The 23490-nt window shown below is 39.5% G+C and carries 17 protein-coding genes; 4 read left to right on the top strand and 13 right to left on the bottom strand.

The window, feature by feature from the left end; all coding sequences use genetic code 11:
• The first annotated feature begins 24 nt into the window (after nt 1-24).
• A complete protein-coding gene (locus AACV00_RS12225; protein WP_004247548.1) occupies nt 25-918 on the top strand; it encodes a LysR family transcriptional regulator in 894 nt (297 codons plus the stop codon).
• Between the two features lie 90 nt (nt 919-1008).
• Here the strand turns inward: AACV00_RS12225 and ybgE are convergent, their stop codons facing one another.
• The 12 genes from ybgE to sdhC form a co-directional block, all read right to left on the bottom strand.
• Complete coding sequence (gene ybgE, locus AACV00_RS12230; RefSeq protein ID WP_004244426.1) at nt 1009-1293, bottom strand: cyd operon protein YbgE; 285 nt, start codon at nt 1291-1293, stop codon at nt 1009-1011.
• Nucleotides 1293-1406 (bottom strand): cytochrome bd-I oxidase subunit CydX, encoded by a 114-nt coding sequence (gene cydX / locus AACV00_RS12235; RefSeq protein ID WP_004244425.1) that lies wholly within the window; start codon nt 1404-1406, stop codon nt 1293-1295. The genes ybgE and cydX overlap by 1 nt, the downstream gene beginning before the upstream one ends.
• Nucleotides 1407-1418: 12 nt before the next feature.
• Nucleotides 1419-2576 carry a cytochrome d ubiquinol oxidase subunit II gene (gene cydB / locus AACV00_RS12240; protein WP_004244423.1) on the bottom strand — a complete coding sequence of 386 codons (1158 nt, stop codon included), beginning with the start codon at nt 2574-2576 and terminating at the stop codon, nt 1419-1421.
• 14 nt (nt 2577-2590) lie between these two features.
• On the bottom strand, nt 2591-4159 hold the full coding sequence (cydA, locus tag AACV00_RS12245; protein ID WP_161680302.1) for a cytochrome ubiquinol oxidase subunit I: 1569 nt from the start codon (nt 4157-4159) through the stop codon (nt 2591-2593).
• Between the two features lie 1484 nt (nt 4160-5643).
• Nucleotides 5644-6516: a succinate--CoA ligase subunit alpha gene (gene sucD, locus AACV00_RS12250; RefSeq protein ID WP_004244421.1), complete on the bottom strand. Its 873-nt coding sequence runs from the start codon at nt 6514-6516 to the stop codon at nt 5644-5646.
• A complete protein-coding gene (gene sucC, locus AACV00_RS12255; RefSeq protein ID WP_004244420.1) occupies nt 6516-7682 on the bottom strand; it encodes an ADP-forming succinate--CoA ligase subunit beta in 1167 nt (388 codons plus the stop codon). Before sucC ends, sucD begins: the two co-directional genes overlap by 1 nt.
• Nucleotides 7683-7843: 161 nt before the next feature.
• Nucleotides 7844-9052, bottom strand: a complete 1209-nt coding sequence (gene odhB, locus AACV00_RS12260) for a 2-oxoglutarate dehydrogenase complex dihydrolipoyllysine-residue succinyltransferase (RefSeq protein ID WP_161680304.1) — start codon at nt 9050-9052, stop codon at nt 7844-7846.
• Between the two features lie 13 nt (nt 9053-9065).
• A complete protein-coding gene (gene sucA, locus AACV00_RS12265; protein WP_004244418.1) occupies nt 9066-11870 on the bottom strand; it encodes a 2-oxoglutarate dehydrogenase E1 component in 2805 nt (934 codons plus the stop codon).
• Between the two features lie 284 nt (nt 11871-12154).
• On the bottom strand, nt 12155-12871 hold the full coding sequence (locus AACV00_RS12270; protein ID WP_004244417.1) for a succinate dehydrogenase iron-sulfur subunit: 717 nt from the start codon (nt 12869-12871) through the stop codon (nt 12155-12157).
• A gap of 34 nt (nt 12872-12905) precedes the next feature.
• Nucleotides 12906-14672: a succinate dehydrogenase flavoprotein subunit gene (sdhA, locus tag AACV00_RS12275; protein WP_004244416.1), complete on the bottom strand. Its 1767-nt coding sequence runs from the start codon at nt 14670-14672 to the stop codon at nt 12906-12908.
• Complete coding sequence (gene sdhD / locus AACV00_RS12280; RefSeq protein WP_004244415.1) at nt 14672-15016, bottom strand: succinate dehydrogenase membrane anchor subunit; 345 nt, start codon at nt 15014-15016, stop codon at nt 14672-14674. The genes sdhA and sdhD overlap by 1 nt, the downstream gene beginning before the upstream one ends.
• The gene (gene sdhC / locus AACV00_RS12285) at nt 15010-15390 is read right to left on the bottom strand and encodes a succinate dehydrogenase cytochrome b556 subunit (RefSeq protein ID WP_123059542.1); all 381 of its coding nucleotides are present in this window, start codon (nt 15388-15390) and stop codon (nt 15010-15012) included. Before sdhC ends, sdhD begins: the two co-directional genes overlap by 7 nt.
• A 631-nt stretch (nt 15391-16021) precedes the next feature.
• On the opposite strand from sdhC, the gene AACV00_RS12290 reads away from it, so the two are divergent.
• Nucleotides 16022-17305: a citrate synthase gene (locus tag AACV00_RS12290; protein WP_004244410.1), complete on the top strand. Its 1284-nt coding sequence runs from the start codon at nt 16022-16024 to the stop codon at nt 17303-17305.
• A gap of 69 nt (nt 17306-17374) precedes the next feature.
• Here AACV00_RS12290 and AACV00_RS12295 read toward each other — a convergent pair whose 3' ends face one another.
• Complete coding sequence (locus AACV00_RS12295; protein WP_063109018.1) at nt 17375-18136, bottom strand: AraC family transcriptional regulator; 762 nt, start codon at nt 18134-18136, stop codon at nt 17375-17377.
• A 102-nt stretch (nt 18137-18238) separates the two neighbouring features.
• On the opposite strand from AACV00_RS12295, the gene AACV00_RS12300 reads away from it, so the two are divergent.
• Both AACV00_RS12300 and AACV00_RS12305 read left to right on the top strand, forming a co-directional pair.
• The gene (locus tag AACV00_RS12300) at nt 18239-19369 is read left to right on the top strand and encodes a multidrug effflux MFS transporter (protein WP_161680306.1); all 1131 of its coding nucleotides are present in this window, start codon (nt 18239-18241) and stop codon (nt 19367-19369) included.
• Nucleotides 19370-19755: 386 nt separating this feature from the next.
• On the top strand, nt 19756-23484 hold the full coding sequence (locus AACV00_RS12305) for a DUF4132 domain-containing protein (RefSeq protein ID WP_161680308.1): 3729 nt from the start codon (nt 19756-19758) through the stop codon (nt 23482-23484).
• Nucleotides 23485-23490 lie beyond the last annotated feature (6 nt).

Below are 23490 nucleotides of genomic sequence, written 5' to 3' on the forward strand. Positions count from 1 at the left end.
ATTGTTTAATCAGAGTAAACAATCATGCAAAATCAAATAGACCGAATTCGTTCTTTTATCGCCGTAGTAGATACAGGCTCTTTTACACAAGCAGCAAAGTATTTACGCTTAAGTAAATCAATGGTGAGTATTCATATTAAAGCATTAGAAACGGAATTAAATGTATCTCTTCTTAATCGGAATACTCGGCGCTTCACATTAACTGAAACGGGAGAAATCCTTTATCAAGATTTTCGTCAAGTTTTAGTTCAACTCGAACAAACATTAGATAAGGCACGGTTAGGACAACAAAACTTACAGGGAACTTTACGATTAACTTCAACGGCTGAATTTGGTGAACATTATATATTGCCACTTTTACATCAATTTATGTGTTTACACCCTCAACTAAAAGTGCAATATATATTCAATTCTTCTATTGATGATCTTATCAATCATAAGTTAGATTTGGCGATACGCCTTGGCGCATTAAAAGACAGTAATTATCGCTATCGCAAATTAGCAGATTACACAATCAAATTAGTGGTATCACCACATTTATTGAAAAAATATCCTATCCAAGAAATTGCAGATTTAGCGGCAGTTCCCTATCTTGCAAACAGCAATTTACGCCATAGCAAACTCAGCCAACAAGAAAAAATCAATCAACTATTTTCACAATTGCACTCAATGGCACTTTTCGAAACGAATACTATTAGTGCATTAAAACAGATGGCACTCAAACAAATGGGAATGACTATATTACCAGAGTGGTACATTCAACAAGAAATAACACAGGGTGAACTTGTTAGCCCTATTCCTGAACTTACCTTATTAAATCAATCTATTAATGTCATTTTTCCACATGGTGAACATATGCCAAGAAAAACCCGTCTATTTATTGATTTTTTAAAAGAGAGAATTAATTCTATGCCCTAAAAGGTGAGGGGGAATATTGCATAACCCATATACAAGAAGTGAATGCCTTATTTTACGCCACTTACTAGAGGTTAAAATAAGGCATTTTGATTAGAAGAAGAAATAATATAGCCCTACAACTAAAATAATAATGGCGGGAATGGGATGTAATAGATATTGCGCTACGACATGTTTAGGACGATAGGCTAAGCCAAAAACTGCCCCTGCACATACAGCCCAAATCAGTAATATTCCTTGCCAAATCGCTAATGAGCTTGTATTAGCCGCGAATCGACTCGGATCCCACATAACACAAAATGCCATTGCTAGAGCCATGATTAAAACAAGAGCCCTAATTGGGCCCTTGTTAAGTAGTTGGTAACTTTTATCCAACATTATTCTTCACTTTCTGAAGTTTTTTTCGCTTCAGCGTGCTCATAAGCCAGTCCTGCGATCACCGCAATACTACAAGCGAAGAGTGTGCCGAGAAGCCATGCAAAATACCACATTCTCTATGCTCCTTAGTAAAGAGTATGATTATTGCCTTCGATAAATTTCTTATCGAGGCGACCATGCATTTTCCAGTAACACCAGATAGTGTAGAGGAGAACGATAGGTACAAAGATAATCGCGACTACTGTCATCACTTGTAAAGTGAACAGGCTTGAAGTTGCATCCCAAATTGTCAAGCTTACATCAGGGAATGTGCTTGATGGCATAATGAATGGGAACAGGGTTACACCAAACGTTAGGATAACACAAGCAATAGTCAGTGAAGTGAACAGGAATGCCCAAGCTCCTTTGTTTGCTTTAGTTGCAACAACCGCTAATAAAGGACTTAACAGACCTAATGCCGGTAAGATCCATAAAATAGGATAGTTGTTGTAGTTCGTCATCCAAGCGCCAGCTTCGTGAGAAACTGTTTTCAACAACGGAGAAGAAGGACCCGCAGTATCAACCGCACTAGTGATAATAAAGCCATCAATACCGTAGATTAACCACACGCCTGCTAATGCAAAAGCAATAAAAGTGATTAAAGAGGTAATGTAAGTTGCTTTACGAGTACGCTCATGCAGCTCACCGGTAGTACGCATTTGAAGATAGCTAGCACCCTGTGCCACAATCATCATTAAGCTAATAACACCAGCTAATAAACCATATGGGTTTAATAGGCTTAACAGGTTAATTAGTGCGTTAGTTGTACCATTATAAGATACACGTTGCATGCTATCGACTTCTAATGGAACACCTTGTAACAGGTTACCAAAAGCAACACCGATAACTAATGGTGGAACAAAGCTACCAATAAAGATACCCCAATCCCACATACCACGCCATTTTGGTGATTCTAATTTAGAACGGTAGTCAAAACCTACTGGGCGGAAGAATAATGCCGCCAGTACGAAGATCATACCAAAATAGAAACCAGAGAATGCCGCAGCATATACCATTGGCCATGCAGCGAATAATGCACCACCAGCAGTGATTAACCAAACTTGGTTACCATCCCAGTGAGGTGCAACAGAGTTAATTAAAATACGGCGTTCTGTGTCATCTTTTGCAATGACGCGCAATAACACACCAACACCCATATCAAAACCATCGGTGACCGCAAAGCCGATCAGTAAGATACCAATCAGTAGCCACCAAACAAACCGCAATACTTCATAATCAAACATAGTGGACTCCTGTGTTACTTACTTTGTGCAGAAGAAGCTGTCTTCTGTTCAAAGTGATAGCGACCCGTTTTCAGACTACTTGGGCCAAGGCGACCAAATTTGAACATCAGGAACATTTCGGCAACGAGGAACAGAGTATACAGACCGCAGATAAGTCCCATAGAAACGAGAATATCAGCCTGTGTCAGTGAAGAAGTTGCTACAGCCGTAGGCAAGATTTCACCAATCGCCCATGGTTGACGTCCATATTCTGCAACAAACCAGCCCGCTTCAACAGCAATCCATGGTAATGGAATACTAAATAGCGCAGCACGCAGTAACCATTTGTAGTTACCGATACGGTTAGACAGAACAGTCCAGAAAGAGATCGCAACAACCAATAACATCAGGAAGCCGGCAGCAACCATGATACGGAATGACCAGAAAAGTGGTGCGACGTTAGGAATAGAGTCTTTTGCAGCTGACTTAATTTGTTCTTCAGTTGCATCAGAAACATTTTGAGTATAACGCTTCAATAATAGACCGTAGCCTAAGTCTTTTTTAGACTCATTAAATGCAGCTCGTACGGCAGGATCAGTGTTACCTGAACGCAATTCAGTTAATAGGTCATACGCCTTCATACCATTACGAATACGCACTTCATGCTGACTCATCAGATCATGTAGACCTAATACCGGCGTATCAAAAGAGCGCGTTGTGATGATCCCCATTACATATGGAATTTCAATAGCAAATGAGTTTTCCATTTTTTCTTGATTAGGGAATGCAATCAAGTTAAAGGAAGCTGGCGCAGGCTGTGTGTGCCACTCACCTTCAATGGCAGCCAATTTGGTTTTTTGTACGTCACCCATTTCATAACCAGATTCATCACCCAGTACGATAACAGATAGTACCGCAGCGATACCAAAGGTTGCCGCAACAGCGAAAGAACGTTTTGCAAAACCGATATCACGACCTTTGAGTAGGTAGTAAGAGCTGATACCTAAAACAAAGAATGCACCAGTACAGTAACCTGCAGCAACGGTGTGAACAAATTTCACCTGAGCAACTGGGTTTAAGACCAGATCAGCAAAACTCAACATTTCCATTCGCATGGTTTCAAAGTTGAAGTCTGCAGCAACAGGGTTTTGCATCCAACCATTTGCGACTAAGATCCACAGTGCAGAGAAGTTAGAACCGAAGGCAACTAACCAAGTTACCATTAAGTGTTGCTTCTTGCCTAAACGATCCCAACCGAAGAAGAATAATCCGACGAAAGTTGATTCTAAGAAGAATGCCATCAGACCTTCGATTGCTAAAGGCGCACCGAAGATATCACCAACGTAATGAGAGAAATATGACCAGTTAGTACCAAATTGGAACTCCATGGTCAAACCAGTTGCGACACCCAGAGCAAAGTTAATACCGAATAACTTACCCCAGAACTTTGTCATATCTTTGTAAACTTGTTTACCTGACAGGACATATATCGTTTCCATGATTGCCAACATAAACGCCATACCGAGCGTTAATGGGACAAACAGGAAGTGATACATCGCTGTTAAGGCAAACTGTAACCGTGACAGTTCGACAATATCAAACATCTTGACTCCTTGCTCCTAGCAGGAAGACACCGACTTGCGGCAACCCGACTTTAATTAATAAATAAAGCCTCATAACTACCAGCAATAAATGCCTCTAAAAACAACAACGAATATTAAAGACCAAAAACACAATACCTTACAAATAGTACGCCTATATTTACATATAATAAATATATTTTGCGTGACCCAGATTTGAATTCTGAGCTTAGGTCAACAATACGACTTTTAGGTTAGTAACAGCATATTTGATCGTGTGCCAATTTAAGCATATTTAGAAAATTTTTCCACAATTAATAACTTGACCCACATCAAAAAAACACTTTAATGTTAACTAGTTGCGAATAAATTACCCAATAGTTACCGTAATGTTAATTTACTGTTGGTTTTATTTTTAAGTATAATTTACCTCCCATTAATTTCCATAATAAAATTAACTTTTTATTTTCATAAATACATTTAAATAGTCATATTTAGCTGTATTTCATTAATTCTAATATTAAAAACATTTTTTTTCAGGTAAAAAAGGGATATTTAAAAAAAATAATCTATTAATTAATAAGTTGAAAATAAATTTTTAATTTTTTATCTTTTTAAATTTAGTTTTATCGAGCGAACCTAAAATATAAATAAACTCTTATAATGATAATCTTTTTTTAATACAAAGTTTAATTTAGGATAAATAATGTATCTATCCGTTGAATAGAAATAACTCATACACTCTATAGCAATCATACCTTAAGCCATAAAAATAAATAATATTCCTTTATAAAACAACAATATATAATCATTTTATTTTTAAAATATGGATAGCAAAATGGCATAACTGTATTGAAGAATGATTATTTGTAAGCTTTATCTCTAAAGTTTAGCTGATAGTTGATAGTTTAATGTTATTTTAGAAGGTCGTTTTTTTAGCATGGTTACTCTGCTACTCATTAAACTTCTCTTTCGAGCATTATTGTATCTATAATACATTTTTCACTATGAAACCTTCACCATACTGCAATAGGGCAAGATTGTGCCCTTCCAATAATACTAACAAATGATAATAATTGAGGGGGGTTATCTGCTAATAAGGTATCGTTAAACAATATAAATTAACTATAGTAAATCTTATACACATAGTATTAATGAATAAAAATTATACTAAAAGTATCCCTTTTTTTGCCTTCCCCTACTCTTCATATCAGTTAGGCTGAGCAAAACAAATTCCGCATTTTTTAGCAAACCAGGGCTCAGGTATTCTTGTTTAGCGCCATATTTTCGTTATTGCTGTGTTTAAATCACTATTTAACACACAAAAAATGAAATAAAAATATATTTAAAAACAATAAGATGAGATAAAATCGAACAAAAATACACGTGACTACTTGCTGACAGCACCTAAAAGCGCCATAAAATAGAACAATAAAAAATGCCAATCTCCAGTTTGATCAGAGATTGGCATGATATGTAGTTTTAACTAGAGGTAATTAACAAAAATGTTACTTATTTAATAGCGATTTAACAGCATCACCGATATCAGCTAAACTACGTACTGTTTTAACGCCAGCGGCTTCTAATGCGGCAAATTTCTCGTCAGCAGTACCTTTACCACCCGCAATAATGGCGCCAGCATGCCCCATACGCTTACCTTTAGGTGCTGTAACACCAGCAATATAGCCTACAACAGGTTTGGTAACGTGATCTTTGATATAAGCAGCTGCTTCTTCTTCCGCTGTACCACCAATTTCACCAATCATAACAATTGCTTCTGTTTGCGGATCTTCTTGGAATAGCTTCAGAATATCAATAAAGTTCGATCCCGGAATTGGGTCACCACCGATACCAACACAGGTTGATTGACCTAAACCAACGTCAGTAGTTTGTTTTACTGCTTCATAAGTTAAAGTACCTGAACGAGAGACAATACCTACTTTGCCAGGTAAGTGAATGTGACCAGGCATAATACCAATTTTGCACTCACCTGGAGTAATAACACCCGGACAGTTAGGGCCAATCATGCGAACACCAGCTTCATCTAATTTTACTTTTACAGTCAGCATATCCAGCGTAGGAATACCTTCTGTAATTGTAATAATTAGTTTAATACCTGCATCAATAGCTTCTAAAATAGAGTCTTTGCAAAATGGTGCTGGTACATAAATAACCGTCGCCGTCGCCCCCGTTGCTTCCACTGCTTCACGTACAGTATTAAATACTGGTAAGCCTAAATGTGTTGTACCACCTTTACCCGGTGTAACACCACCCACCATTTGAGTACCGTAAGCAATAGCTTGTTCGGAGTGGAAAGTTCCTTGGCTTCCAGTGAAACCTTGGCAAATAACTTTAGTGTTTTTATCGATTAAAATAGACATTATTTTGCCTCCGCTGCTGCAACAACTTGTTTAGCGGCATCCGTTAAGCTCTTAGCAGCAATAATATTTAAACCGCTATCTGCTAATTTTTTAGTGCCTAACTCTGCATTGTTTCCTTCAAGACGAACAACAACTGGTACGTTAACACCGACTTCTTCAACTGCACCAATAATACCGTCTGCAATAAGGTCACAACGTACAATGCCACCGAAAATGTTGACTAATACAGCACTGACATTTTCATCTGACAAAATAATCTTAAATGCTTCTGTAACACGCTCTTTGGTTGCCCCTCCCCCAACATCAAGGAAGTTAGCAGGTTCACCGCCATGCAGTTTAACGATATCCATGGTTCCCATAGCTAAACCAGCGCCATTAACCATACAACCGATATTGCCATCGAGTGCTACATAATTTAATTCCCATTGTGCCGCTTGCGCTTCACGTGGATCTTCTTGTGATGGATCATGCATTTCACGCATTTCCGGTTGACGGAATAACGCATTACTGTCCACACCTAATTTACCATCAAGACAAATCAAATCATCATCTTTGGTGATCACTAATGGGTTGATCTCAATAAGCGCTAAATCACGCTCTAAGAAGATCGTCGCTAACCCCATAAATATTTTAGCAAATTGACTAACTTGTTTGCCTTTTAAACCGAGTTTGAAGGCTAATTCTCGTCCCTGATAAGGCATAGGTCCTGTCAGCGGATCAATAATGGCACGATGAATAAGCTCTGGCGTCTCTTCCGCCACTTTTTCAATTTCAACGCCACCTTCAGTAGAAGCCATAAAGACAACACGACGGGTACCACGGTCAACAACAGCACCAAGATAAAGTTCTTTAGCAATATCTGTTGCCGCTTCAACCAAGATTTGTGTTACTGGTTGGCCATTAGCATCTGTTTGATAAGTTACTAAACGTTTGCCTAACCATTGTTCAGCAAATGCGCGGATCTCTTCTTTTGAGTTGACGACTTTTACGCCACCCGCTTTACCACGTCCACCCGCGTGAACTTGACATTTAACAACCCAAGGGCCTTGGCCAATTTTTGATGCAGCTTCTTCTGCCTCGCGCGGCGTGGAGCAGGCGAAACCAGCAGGTGCTGGTAATCCATACCGTGAGAAAAGCTGTTTTGCCTGATACTCGTGTAAATTCATGATGTTCTATCCATAATCTTGTTGAAAGTCGGACTTTCTTATTTTTTTGACTATAAGCCAGAAAAATCTGGCTTCACGAACACACTGTACTTCTTTGATGCTTGTGTATGTTGCTGTAGAGGCAGGAGGAGCATCTCCTGCCTAAAAGCGATATTTATTACCTACACATCCAGTAATAAACGGGCAGGATCTTCTAGCATTTCTTTAACGGTCACTAAGAAACCGACAGACTCACGGCCATCAATTAAACGATGGTCATAAGAAAGTGCTAGATACATCATAGGTAGAATAACAACCTGACCATCAACTGCCATTGGGCGATCTTTAATCGCATGCATACCCAAAATAGCACTTTGTGGTGGGTTGATAATCGGTGTTGACATTAATGAGCCAAAAACACCACCGTTAGTAATAGTAAAATTACCGCCCGTTAAATCTTCAACGGTTAATTTACCATCACGACCTTTCACTGCTAATGCTTTGATATTTTTCTCAATATCCGCCATGCTCATCGCATCTGCATCACGTAATACCGGTGTTACCAGACCACGCGGTGTTGATACTGCAATACTGATATCAAAATAGTTGTGGTAAACCACATCAGTACCATCAATAGACGCATTGACTTCTGGATAACGTTTTAACGCTTCAACTACCGCTTTAATGTAGAAAGACATAAAGCCTAAACGTACACCGTGGCGTTTTTCGAATGCTTCACCATATTGCGCACGTAAATTTTTAATAGGCTGCATGTTGATTTCGTTAAACGTTGTCAACATAGCGGTAGTATTTTTCGCTTCTAATAAACGCTCTGCAACACGTTTGCGTAAACGCGTCATTGGTACACGTTTCTCACTACGATGCGATAATGCAGCTTGAGAAACTTCAGCGGTGGCTGCTGTTGCTGATTTATTATTAGCAACATGGCTTTCAATATCTTGACGAGTTAAACGTCCACCAACACCACTGCCTTTTACATCTGCTGGATTAATATCATGTTCAGCGACTAAACGACGTGCTGTCGGGCTAAGAGCATCATTGCTTTCTTTCGCAACAATATCTGCACTTTGACGTTGCGCAGGCGTCGTATCTTGTGCAGGTTTCACATCCGCAGGAATACCAGTGCTATCACCAAGACGAATACGTCCTAATAATTGACGTGAACCTACCGTAGCGCCTTCTTCTTCAAGAATGCTATCCAGCACCCCAGCTTCACTCGCCGGTACTTCTAACACAACTTTATCTGTTTCAATTTCAACCAGCACTTCATCGCGTTGAATGCTATCACCAGGTTTTTTATGCCAAGTTGCGACTGTCGCGTCAGCAACTGATTCAGGGAGATCCGGTACTAGAATATCTACACTACTCATTTTCTATCCTTATTTATTCAACTTTCAGTGCATCTTCAACCAGAGCTTTTTGTTGCTCCTGATGAACAGAGGTATAACCAACAGCTGGAGAAGCTGATGCAGGACGACCTGCATAACGTAATGTTGCGCCAGTAGGAATAGCATCACGGAAGTTATGCTGACTACAATACCAAGCGCCCTGATTTAGCGGTTCTTCTTGACACCAAATAAAATCTTTCACATGAGCATAAGGTGCCAAAATCTGTGCCATATCATCATGAGGGAATGGATATAGCTGTTCAATACGAATAATCGCAACATCTGTTTGCCCATTAGCACGACGTTGTTCTAATAAATCGTAGTAAACTTTCCCTGAACACATCACGACACGTTTCACATCCGCTGGATTTAATTCATCTAACTCACCAATTACAGGTAAGAATTTACCATCCGCTAATTCATCTAAGCTTGATACCGCTAATGGATGACGTAACAGTGATTTAGGTGACATAACGATTAATGGGCGACGCATGCCACGTAACGCTTGGCGACGTAACATATGGTAAACCTGCGCTGGTGTGGAGGGCACACAAACTTGCATGTTTTGCTCTGCACATAATTGCAGATAGCGTTCCAAACGTGCAGATGAGTGCTCTGGACCTTGACCTTCATAACCATGAGGTAACAGCATGACTAAGCCACACATACGACCCCATTTTTGCTCACCAGAGCTAATAAATTGGTCGATAACCACTTGTGCTACGTTAGCAAAGTCACCAAATTGCGCTTCCCAAATAGTCAGCCCGCGAGGCTCAGTAGTGGCATAACCATATTCAAATGCTAATACCGCTTCTTCTGTTAAGACAGAATCCCAAACATTAAATTGACCTTGGGCGTTATGAATATTGGCTAATGGTACATAAACTGAACCATTGGTTTGATTGTGAATAACCGCGTGACGATGGAAGAATGTGCCACGGCCTGCATCTTCACCAGAGAGGCGAATAGTAATACCTTGATCCACTAAAGTGGCATACGCTAAGGTTTCAGCCGCCCCCCAATCGAGTAATTTTTCGCCTTCAGCCATAACAGCACGATCGGCATAAATTTTCTCGACGCGAGATTGCATTGCGATTTCAGAAGGTACTGTGCTGACACGACGCGCTAAATCTTGTAAGCGTGATTTTTCGACTTTATGCGGATACTCTTCATTCCATTCATGGTTTAAGTAAGGTTCCCATGTATAAGAATGTAGCCCCATAGGACGATACTCTTCAACGACACAATCACCACGATCGAGAGCATCACGATAGAGATTAACTAACTCAGTAACATCATTAGCTTCGATTAAACCTTGCTCTACTAACTTATCAGCATAGATCTTACGAGGTGTTGGATGTTTTTTGATTTTTTGATACATCAATGGCTGAGTTGCATTTGGCTCATCCGCCTCGTTATGTCCATGACGACGATAACAAACAAGGTCAATCATCACATCACGCTTAAAGGTATTACGGAAATCCAACGCTAAACGGGTGACGAAAGCTACCGCTTCAGGATCATCTGCATTTACATGGAAAATAGGTGCTTGAACCATTTTCACAATATCAGTGCAGTATTCTGTTGAACGGGCATCTTTAGGATTTGATGTGGTAAAACCAACTTGGTTATTAATAACGATACGAACCGTACCACCAACTTCATAACCGCGAGCTTGTGACATATTCAGTGTTTCTTGAACAACACCTTGCCCTGTCACTGCTGCGTCACCATGAATGGTGATCGGAAGAACCATATTACTGCGCGCTTCATCTAAGCGGTCACGACGAGCACGGACAGAACCGATAACAACCGGACTCACAATTTCTAAGTGAGATGGGTTAAAGGCTAAAGCAAGGTGAACTTGAGCACCTTCTGTTGCAAAATCAGATGAAAAGCCTTGGTGATATTTAACGTCACCAGTTCCCAAATGCTCTTTGTGTATACCCGCAAATTCATCAAATAAATCTGCCGGTTTTTTCCCTAAAATATTAACCAGAACGTTTAAACGTCCGCGGTGAGCCATGCCAAGTACCACTTCACGGGTATCTTGTTTCCCTGCATGACGAATTAAGTCTTTTAACATTGGGATCAGAGCATCCCCACCTTCTAAAGAGAAACGTTTTGCTCCTGGGAATTTAGCCCCTAAGTAACGTTCTAACCCTTCAGCTGCAGTCAGTTCTGCTAAAAAGCGAATTTTTTCTTCTTTAGTAAATTGGTCTGCAACATTGACAGATTCTAAACGTTGTTGGATCCAACGTTTTTCTTCTGTATTGGTAATATGCATATATTCAGCACCGATAGAACCGCAGTAAATACGTTTCAGTGCTTCATAGATATCACCGAGTTTCATGGTTTCTTTGCCGATAGCAAAAGAACCAACATTAAAGGTTTCTTCAAAATCTTCTTTGGTGAGATTATGGAAAGCAGGATCTAAATCTGGAACAGATTCTCTTTTCCATAAACCAAGCGGATCGAGATTAGCATTTTGGTGACCACGAAAACGAAACGCATTAATGAGCTGCAAAACTTTAACTTGTTTTGAGTCCATTGCAGGATCGCTTACCGAGGTATGATATCGAGTGGATTCTTTTGCGAGGCGTCTGAAGTAGTCGCGGGTTTGAGAATGCGACTGTTCTGCGCCTTGACTTACGGGTAGTTGTTGAAAGATTTCTCTCCAACTTTCGTCAACAGAGTTTGGGTCAGTTAGGTAATCTTCATAGATTTCTTCTATGTAAGACTGATTCTCTCCTGCTAGAAATGTGGAATCTAGCCAGTCCTTCATTGCGCCGTTCTGCATTATGATCCCTTAAGCTATACAGCTTTAGTTCGCCGTGGATAACTAGTACCGTTATTAAACGGTGTCGATTGCAAGGTTCTCTTATGACCCGCTATCTCGCAGGTTCTTAAAATATTGGAGTTTTTCACTCTCAAGGAACCTTTAAAAACTGTCTAACAGTGTTTAAAGGTGCCTCCAAAAACCGCTATCAAGACAAACTTATACAAATACACAGACTACTTATTGCAAACGTCTAACTTAATTTTTTCATTAACCGCCCTAACTATTTTAGGGCGGTTATTAATTTATGCACTATGTTTTAGCAACATTGATTTAATATGACCAATTGCTTTAGTCGGATTTAACCCTTTTGGACATACGCTGACACAGTTCATAATACCGTGACAACGGAATACACTAAACGCATCACTTAAATCATCAAGACGAGATTCTGTTTCAGTATCACGACTATCAATCAAGAAACGATACGCTGCTAACAGTCCAGCAGGTCCGATAAACTTATCTGGATTCCACCAGAATGACGGGCAAGATGTTGAACAACAAGCACAAAGAATACACTCATAAAGTCCGTCAAGTTTTTCACGTTGTTCTGGTGACTGTAGATTCTCACGAGCCGGAGGATTTTTGTCGTCGTTAATCACATATGGACGGATCTTCTCGTACTGCGTATAGAATTGAGTCATATCCACTATTAAATCACGAATAACCGGTAGACCTGGTAACGGTCTGATCACAATTTTCTTACTTCCTTTCTGTAAAGATGAAATAGGTGTGATACATGCCAAACCATTTTTACCATTCATGTTCACTCCATCGGAGCCACATACACCTTCACGGCAAGAACGACGGAATGATAATGTAGGATCTTTTTCCTTTAATTGAATTAATGCATCTAGCAACATCATGTCACGCCCTTCGGGTACTTCAAGCGTGTAATCTTGCATACGCGGCGCATTATCAACGTCGGGATTATAACGATAAATTGAAAATTCAAGTTTCATAATTCAGTCTCCGCAACTTCAATAACACCGCTAATTAATATGTACGCACTTTTGGAGGGAAAGCCTCACGCAGTTTCGGCTGCATATTGACTTTACGTCGTGTCATTGTTTCGGTTTGCGGTTGATATAATGTATGGCATAACCAGTTTTCATCATCACGATCAGGGAAATCGAAACGGCTATGTGCACCACGACTTTCCGTACGGAAATTAGCAGATACCGCTGTGGCATAAGCTGTTTCCATCAAGTTATCTAACTCTAAGCACTCAATACGCTGTGTATTAAATTCACTTGAATTATCATCGAGTCGGGCATTTTGCAGGCGTTCACGGATCACTTTCAGCTCTTCTAAGCCCTTCGCCATTGCATCCCCTTCACGGAAGACCGAGAAGTTATGTTGCATACAAGATTGTAATGCTTTACGGATCTCAACCGGATCTTCGCCTGAACGATTATTTTCCCAACGATGTAAGCGTGTTAATGCAGCTTCAACATCAGAATCGCTAGCATCACGCATCGTGCCCTGCTCCATCAAAGACTCTTTTAAGTGAACACCCGCAGAACGACCAAATACCACAAGGTCAAGCAGTGAGTTACCACCTAATCGGTTAGCACCATGGACAGATACACAAGCAATTTCACCCACAGCAAATAATCCTGGGATCACTTCATCTTCGCCTTTTTCATTCATGCGAATAGCTTGTCCGGTAACTTTAGTTGGGATCCCCCCCATCATATAGTGACAAGTAGGAATAACCGGAATAGGTTCTTTAACTGGGTCAACATGAGCAAAGGTACGAGAGAGATCAAGGATACCCGGTAGACGAGATTCCAGAACTTCTTTACCTAAGTGGTCGAGTTTCAGTTTGGCATGAGGTCCCCATGGTCCATCACAACCACGGCCTTCACGGATTTCAATCATAATAGAACGTGCAACTACGTCACGACCTGCTAAGTCTTTAGCATTTGGTGCATAACGTTCCATAAAGCGTTCACCGTCTTTATTCAGTAAATAGCCACCTTCACCACGGCAACCTTCCGTCACTAACACCCCAGCCCCTGCGATACCTGTTGGGTGGAATTGCCACATTTCCATATCTTGTAAAGGCACACCCGCACGAACTGCCATACCAACACCATCCCCCGTATTGATATGCGCATTGGTTGTTGATTGGTAAATACGCCCCGCACCACCTGTCGCTAAAATGGTGGCATTGGCTTTAAAATAAACAACTTCACCTGTTTCAATGCAAATAGCGGTACAACCAACAACATCACCGTCTTGGTTTTTAACTAAATCCAGCGAATACCATTCAGAAAAGATAGTGGTATGATTTTTTAAATTTTGTTGATACAAAGTATGTAATAGTGCATGGCCTGTACGGTCAGCAGCGGCAGCAGTACGGGCAGCTTGTTCACCACCAAAATTTTTCGACTGACCACCAAATGGGCGTTGGTATATCCGTCCATCATCAAGACGAGAGAAAGGAAGTCCCATATGTTCCAGCTCTAAAATAGCTTCTGGACCGGTTTTACACATATATTCGATAGCATCTTGGTCACCGATATAGTCGGAACCTTTAACAGTATCGTACATATGCCATTCCCAGTTATCCTCATGGGTATTGCCTAAAGCAACTGTAATACCACCTTGAGCGGAAACAGTATGAGAACGAGTAGGAAAAACTTTTGAGATTAGTGCACATGACAGACCCATTTGAGAAATCTGTAAAGCGGCGCGCATACCTGCACCACCAGCACCAATTACAACTGCGTCAAATTCTCTAACTGGCAGATTCATTACACACCCCACACCACAATTGTTCCATAAATAAGATAAACCAACAGCGCAACGACAATAATAAGTTGTAACGTCAAGCGTAATGCTATTGGCTTAATATAGTCCGTTAACACTTGCCACATTCCAATCCATGCATGAATTAGAATAGAAAGTAGCGTTAATAGGGTAAAAACTTTGGTTAGAGAGGAGCTAAAGAATCCACGCCAAACTTCATAGGTAATATCAGTTGTTGCAACAAAACCAACAAAATATAAAACATATAAGAAAATAATGATGGCAGTTGCACGTAGGAATAACCAATCCTGTATGCCTGTACGGCCTAAAGTAGAAGAATTACTTACCATACTAATACCCCCGCCAATATTGATAAAATAACGGTAATAATCATTGAAATTGCCGCAGAACGACGACCAACAACCAATGTTTCATCAATAAAGCCGAAGTCCATTAACATATGACGAATACCACCACAAATGTGGTATGCCAATGCTGTTAGGATGCCCCATAAAATAAACTTCGCGAAGAAGCCAGTCATGATATCAGCGGCTTGCTGAAAACCTTCGGGAGATGAGAGAGAGGTGCCAAGTAACCACAGTAAAATACCAACTGCGACTAACATGATAACCCCTGAGACACGATGCAAGATCGATGCGATAGCAGGGAGTGGAAACTGTATCGTCTGTAAATCCAGATTGACAGGTCTTTGTTTTTTCACAATTTATGCCCACACAGCTTTTATAATTTTTCCTTCCTCCGGACCTGGATGGAAATTAAGCAGCGAATGGGGTACAAAGGCACACTTTAAGTAAAATGTTAAATCCGTCTATTTTACAAAAATTGTGGATTCGTTACGCTGGTTCTCCATACAACAAAGGTTCCGGAGACCTGGGCGCAGTATAAGTGCTTCACAAACTTATTACAATTACCACACAACTTGTGTGCTAGACATTTGGTTCGAACAGTGAGAGGGATCACTTTTTCAAACATCCAATGTAATAATCGTTATCATTTTTGACACATGTACAACATTTTTCTTACATTTGGTGCATATTTTTAATGTTTATGTTTTTTTTGTGCGCAAACACGCTTCCAGAAATCGAAAACTTATGTAAAAGTGTAAGCAGAACACATTCTAAGTGCCTTGCATAAAAAAGCACCTAAAAAACATAACATCAAAAGCTCCTTAACAAAAGTGACACACTATAGACCTACGGTTTTACTCGTGTTAAGCCATAAAATAAAACTCGCTAGGTACTTTTTATCAACTATAGTTTCACTATCGAAGTGCATCTTTATGAAGATACCCTCGACTTTGTTAGGAGACATAATAAGCGCTAAGGAGATTATAAATGGCTGATAACAAAGCTAAGTTAACGATTGGTGAAACTTCTGTGGACTTGGACGTTCTCTCCCCTACACTCGGTTCCAAAGTCATTGATATTCGTACTCTCGGCTCCAAAGGTTATTACACCTATGATCCAGGCTTTACCTCAACGGCATCTTGTGAATCGAAAATTACCTATATCGACGGTAATAACGGTATTTTATTGCACCGCGGTTTCCCAATTGGGCAATTGGCTACTGAGTCAACCTACTTAGAAGTATGTTATATTCTGCTTTATGGCGAAGCACCGACCCAAGAGCAATACGATAAATTTAAAACAACCGTCACTCGCCATACCATGATCCATGAGCAAATCACCCGCCTGTTCCATGGTTTCCGTCGTGACTCACACCCGATGGCTGTACTTTGTGGTGTGACAGGAGCTTTAGCTGCCTTTTACCATGATGCGCTTGATGTCTCTAATCCAGTTCACCGTGATATCACGGCATATCGTTTACTGTCTAAGATGCCTACTGTAGCCGCAATGTGTTACAAGTACTCCATAGGACAACCTTTTGTTTATCCAAGAAACGATCTGTCTTATGCAGGTAACTTCCTACATATGATGTTTGCCACACCTTGTGAAGAGTACGTGGTTAACCCAGTTCTTGAACGTGCGATGGATAGGATCTTTATTCTTCATGCCGACCATGAACAAAATGCTTCAACATCTACTGTACGTACTGCAGGCTCTTCAGGTGCAAATCCATTTGCCTGTATTGCTGCGGGTATTGCTTCACTATGGGGACCTGCTCATGGTGGTGCTAACGAAGCTTGTTTACGTATGTTGGAAGAGATCAAAACCGTTGAACATATTCCTGAATTTATTAAACGCGCAAAAGACAAGAATGACTCTTTCCGTTTAATGGGCTTTGGTCACCGTGTATATAAAAACTACGATCCGCGTGCAACAGTCATGCGCGAAACTTGTCACGAAGTATTAAAAGAACTGAATCTCAATGACAGTTTACTTGAAGTGGCAATGGAATTAGAACGCATCGCCTTAAATGACCCGTATTTTATTGAGAAAAAACTCTATCCTAACGTCGATTTCTACTCAGGTATTATTCTAAAAGCGCTAGGTATTCCATCAAATATGTTTACGGTCATTTTCGCTATTGCACGTACTATCGGTTGGATTGCTCACTGGAATGAAATGCATGAAGATGGACTGAAAATTGCACGTCCTCGTCAGTTATATACTGGCTATAACGAGCGTAAATTCCATAGTGAACTTAAAAATAAATAAATCGATTTAAACACGATTTATTGACTGGCTAAGCCCCGTTTTTGCGGGGCTTTATGCTATTAGTATGGATCAATTTCTTAAATACTCTTGTGGTGTTTGCCCGGTCATTTTTTTAAAAAAAGTGATAAAGGCACTATCGCTGGCAAACCCTAATAATTGACTAACTTCTAAATAACGATGATGTGTGGCTAATAGCTCTATCGCTTTCATTAATCGCCATTGCTGACGCCATTGTTGATAGCTTAATCCTGTTTCTTTATAAAATAATCGAGTAATGGTTTTTTCACTAGCACCAATATATTGCGCTAATTCTTGTAGTGGCGGAGGTAATTCATCGAAAGATAATTTTCTTAACCGTCTATCACTGGGCATTGATAAATGATTAGGTTGACGTTTAGCTTGCTGAATTTCATCTAAAAAAACAGCTAATAAATTTGCATAACGCCCTACTTCCCACTGGGTGTCAAAATCAGCAATAGCAATACGCTCTAATATCTCTCTAAGTAAAGGTGAAATAGTCAGTATTTCGCTTTCAGTTGGGAAACGATGATGAAATTTATCGGCAATATAAACTGAACGATAACCTACAGCCGCATACATCTCGACTCGATGTTCCAGTTTTGGCGGGATCCAAGCAATTCTCATGGGTGGCAAAACAGATACACGAGAGGCTAAAGTAATTCTCATACAACCCGATTGAGTAAACAGTAACTGCCCCCTATCATGTGAGTGAAAACCTGAATCATGTTTTCCCATCTCTGCGGCAATACCCACAACTGATGCAAGGTGTTCTTCTGGCACAAAGTGGTCGTATTGATTAAGCCAAGCCATCACTTGTCCTATTTGGTAAATATTATGTCTTTATATATATAACAAGACAATTATTATCACTGTATTCTGTCATCAAAGTATCAAGCTTTAGGAAAACAAAGAATGAACAGAAAACACTCTCTATGGTTAGCAATTGCGTTAATGATGTTTCCACAAATTGCAGAAACCATTTATAGCCCAGCACTTACTGATATTTCAAATGGTTTTAGAGTCAGTGCCAATGAAGCAGGGCAAACACTTTCGCTCTACTTTTTTGCTTTTGCACTCGGTGTCATTATATGGGGTCGTTTATGTGATGTCATTGGCCGGCGCCCAACAATGTTAGCAGGGTTATTTATTTATGCCATTGCTTGTATTGGTGTCTTTATGACCGATAATTTTTCTGTATTACTGATATTACGTATGCTTTCTGCTTTTGGTGCCGCAGTTGGCTCTGTAGGAACACAAACTATTATGCGTGATGTTTATAGTGGTGAAGAATTAGCCAAAGTATTTTCCGTTATGGGAGCGGCAATCGCATTAAGTCCGGCTATTGGTATGTTAAGTGGTTCTTTACTGGTGAGCTATGCAGGTTATCAAGGGGTATTTAGTGGTCTTGCTCTTCTCGCCGTCGTTTTATTGCTGTGGAGTACTATTGCATTACCAGAAAGTCGCCCTGCAACAATAAAAACCGCACCACTAGCGGAAACAGCGATAAAAATGCTGAAAGATAAGCAAATTGCCAAGACTATACTTTTAATTGCTTTTTTTAATATCAGTCTATTTGCTTATTACCAACTAGCACCTTTTATGTTTGATAATCAAGGTTATAGTGCAAGTACTTTTGGCTATAGTGGTATTGTATTAGCAATAGGTGTCGGTATTGGTTCTTACATTAATAAAGCATTATTAAGCCATCATTGGCAATGTGAGAAATTAGTATTACTTGCAAGTATTATTGCAGTAATTAGTGCTGTAGGTGTTTATTTATTACGCAATCACATTAGTTTTATTATTCCAATGATGACAAGTGTCGTTGCCTATGGCATTGCTATTCCAAATATCTTAGCGACGGCTTTAGCGCAATATAAAGATCGCTTAGGCACAGCGGGTGCACTATTAGGTTTATTCTACTATTTACTTATTGGTGGTGGTTTAGCACTGGCTGGATGGGGACAAAGTTTAGCGATTACCTTGCTGATTTGTAGTATAGGTGCTTTGTTACTCTCTTTCTCTCGCCAAACAGCAAAATAATATATTTAAAAGAGCTTGTTATATTTATAAGAAGCTCTTTTTATTTTGTAACATTTCGAAAAAATCAAGAATAGAAAGATTAACTTGTCTACAGGACTAAGTGTTAATACTTAGCAAATTAAACAGACAATTCTTAATCTTTTTAAAATCCACAAAAAACGCCTTTATTATCACTTCTTAACTTTTAGTACTTTTTCCTGAGATTGCATTTTATATAATGATGAATTGAATATTAATAAAGTTAGATTGGCTTTTTTAGTGTTTATATCCATATATTTAACAAATGTTATGCCTTGACTTTATTTTCGCCAGTAATAATAAATTGTTCGTTTTACTGTTTCATGGTAAAAAAAACTGTTTATCCATACATGGCTTAAGGAACTGGCGTGATAAAAAAAATATTAGATATTCTCCCTATTTTTGGGAAAAAAGACGTCGATATTACTGAACAATATCTTCAAGGCTCTCTTGTCCTACTGGCTATATTTGATGAAAGTTTACCTAAGCGTGCATTAGATTATGTACTTACAGGTACAAACCCTGAAATTCTATTTGAATTAAATAAACTAGATGCAGCGAAAGCCGCTGTTTATTTTCATCGTGCAGGAACATTAGAGTGGTGGTATGCCAGTAATGTTGATACAGGAAAGTACGGTAAGGTTATCACCCAAGGCCTTAATGCCCGCCATAAACTCTACTCAAAGGTTGGTGAAAGTTTTTCCTTAGAGCAAGTGGCCCGTTATGCCAAAGTCATCGCTGCCGCATGTCAAGATATCAATATTAAAGTAACAACAACGCAAGTCCCCACTTGGGTTATCTACCTGTTAGTTGATGCGTTTTATACCACTTACGATAATGCACGTAATCTTAATTTAGAACATCGTAAACATTGGAGTATGGAGTTTATCGCCAATATGGTCGAAGCAGAGGCCAATATTGCCGGTGAAAATGCGTTATTTGCAATTTTTGATAGAAAAGATGTCTCTGAATATTATGCCGCTAATCTTAAGCGTATTTATGAACTGTGTGATTTAAAAGACTATCTACTTTCACATCAAGAATTTGTTAGAAAAGAATTAGTTGAAAAACTTTCAGCGAATGGCTTAGTCGAGCTAATAAATTATCTAAATAAAAATACGATATTACGCGATACTTTTGCAGATATTATTGTTTTACTTGCCACTAGCAGTTTAAGAACCGTCAAAAAAACGGCTGAACCTATTTTAAATACCTTACCTGCTGAAATCGTAAAAGAAAATTTAACCCATGTTTTAATGAATGGTACTCCCAAACAACGTACACAAGCCGCTGATTTATTTGCGCGCCAAGGTGAAAACCGTGATGTGCTGGCAGAAGCATTAAAACATGAAACCTCAAAAGCAGTTATCAAGAGCATTGAAAGTGCGCTACAACGTTTTTGTGTTGCTGATAATGCAAATACCGTTGAAGCCATTAAAGCGCCTGATTTTACTCCCTTAGAAGACACACCATTACCCGATAGTGCCCGCGATATTCTGGTCAATAACTTCAATGAAATGTTAGTAAAAGCAAAAGAAAATGCTGAACGTGAAATTGAAGAAAATAAAACGTCTAAACACTCTTATAATTGGGCACAACGCCATTATAAAGATCTCTCTAAAATTGATGAAAAACAGTGTCGCGCATTAGTGGATAAACTCAATAGCGGACAAGGCACTATTCAAGTCAATGAGATCCAAATAATTAAACACAAAAACCGTATTCCTAATTTACCTGAATACACCTTTTTCCATGCCGTGCGCGTGATCACCAATAACCGCCAACATGCGGATCACTTTTCCTCTCACTATTTTAATAGTGATATTCCTGAACGTTTATTGAGTGATATTGAATTACGACACGTTGAAAATGTATTAGAACGATGTCATTTCAAACGTGCAACGCGTATCACAGCGGCGCTGTGCTTAGAATCTTATCAAGATGGCTTACGTCGTTTCCGTAAACCAGAACAAGTTTGGCCTTTCTTCTCTCAACATACTGATTATATTGCAGAAGCGCTAAACTTAATGCCAAATCAAAGTGAACACCGCTATCGCCAATTTGAAACATCACAAGGTATTGAAGTATTAAGCCGTTTTCCAACCATTCCAGCACAATTCGTTCCGCGTATCATGGAATTGGCTCTAGGTGAAAATAAAACACACCGAGTTTCAGCTCAGAAATTATTAGAAACCTTACCGAATATTCACTTAAGTGCACAAGAAGGCTTAACTTCAAGTAAACAAGAAATTCGAGTCACCGCGATTGAATGGTTAGCACGTTTAAATAACCCTGACTCATTACCTGCCCTTAATGCCTTACTGAAAAAAGAGAAACGCGAAGTAGTACGAGCCGCTCTGCTCACTGCGTTAGAACAATTAGGTGAGGATATTTCAAGCTATTTATCGCCAAAGACATTATTAGCAGAAGCTGAAAAAGGTCTCAAAGCCAAACCACCCGCAAGCCTTGCTTGGTTTAACTTCGAGGCGATCCCTGCATTAACATGGGAAAACAAAAAAGCGGTTGATCCCGCGATTATTCGTTGGTGGATTATTCTCGCCGTCAAATTAAAAATGCCAGGGGGGAATGCGTTATTACAACGTTATATCAGCCTACTTTGCGTTGATAGCCAACATAAACTTTCAAGCTTTATCCTGCACACTTTTGTCGCTCAAGATATTAAAGGACCAACACTTGAAGAAGCGATGGCTGAAGCGCAACAAAATGCCCCTTCTCGATTAACACAATACAAAGATTGGGCCAAACGTTATCCTGAATATTATGCTAAATATGAAACCTATACTTTAGAGCAAGTCGTCGAAGAAATTAAAAACGAGGTACTACGTCGTTATTTAGGTTCGGCAATCAGCGATAAAGGAATGCTCGCGCTTATTTGTGGAATTGAGGGGCATATTGCAGTATCAGTATTACGTAACTATATGCGTGATCACTATCAGCGTCGTGCGCAAATAGAAGCGATGATTGATGCAGTAGCTTCAAGTAATGATCCTATTATCATTCAACTTCTGCTTTCATTATCACGTCGTTATCGCACAGCATCTGTGCAGGAAAAAGCGCGTAATTTAGTTATGCAAATAGCTGAACGCAATGGTTGGAGTGCTGATGAATTAGCCGATAGAACCATTCCAACCGCCGGCTTTGATGATTCAGGAACATTAGTACTGGAATATGGCGAGCGTACTTTCACCGCCAAAATGGATGCAAAACAAAAAATTGTCCTGTTTAATCCTGAAGGTAAGGAAGTTAAGTCATTACCTGCAGCACGCAAAAATGACGATCCAGAGCTGATTAAAGAAGCGAAAAAACTTTTCACTTCAAGTAAAAAAGAACTTAAACAAGTTATTGAATTACAAAGTGTGCGTTTATATGAAGCGATGTGCGCGCAACGCCAATGGCTAAGCGCTGATTGGCAAGAGTATATTTTAGCTCACCCTATTATGCATAAATTGATTGAACAATTAGTTTGGCAAGAAGTAAAAGAGGGTGAAGTTATCAATACCTTCCGCCCTTCTGATGATGGTGCTTTACTTAACCTTGAAGATGACGAAGTCACCTTACAAAATGATTCTTTGATTCAATTAGCTCACGCCGCCCTAGTTAATGAAGATGAGCGTAAAGCATGGATTGCACACTTCAAAGATTACAAAGTGAAATTCTTATTTTCACAAATGGAACATAAGATCCCTGATTTAGATCTGACACAAACAGAAGTTGAAGACCGAAAAGGTTGGATCACAGACACCTTCACCTTACGGGGTATTTTAACCAAAATGGGCTATCAGCGAGGCCCTGCTGAAGATGGAGGCTCGTTCTCTCACTATTACAAATTCTTCTCTAGCTTAAACTACTACGTCAATATCGGTTTTAGTGGTAGCTATGTACCAGAAGAAAATATTCCAGCGGTTTTATTCGATTTAAGTTTTGAGAAGGATCAGCAAAATTACTGGGATCGCAATAATATTGAGTTAAAGCAAGTACCACCGATTTTATTAGCAGAAAGCTACGCGGATTATCTAAAAGTCGCTGAAGCTTGTGCAGGATTTGATCCTGAATGGGAAAAGAAAACACCTTGGTAAAATTTA

This window comes from Proteus sp. G3927 (assembly GCF_963894685.1).
GTDB lineage: Bacteria > Pseudomonadota > Gammaproteobacteria > Enterobacterales > Enterobacteriaceae > Proteus > Proteus mirabilis.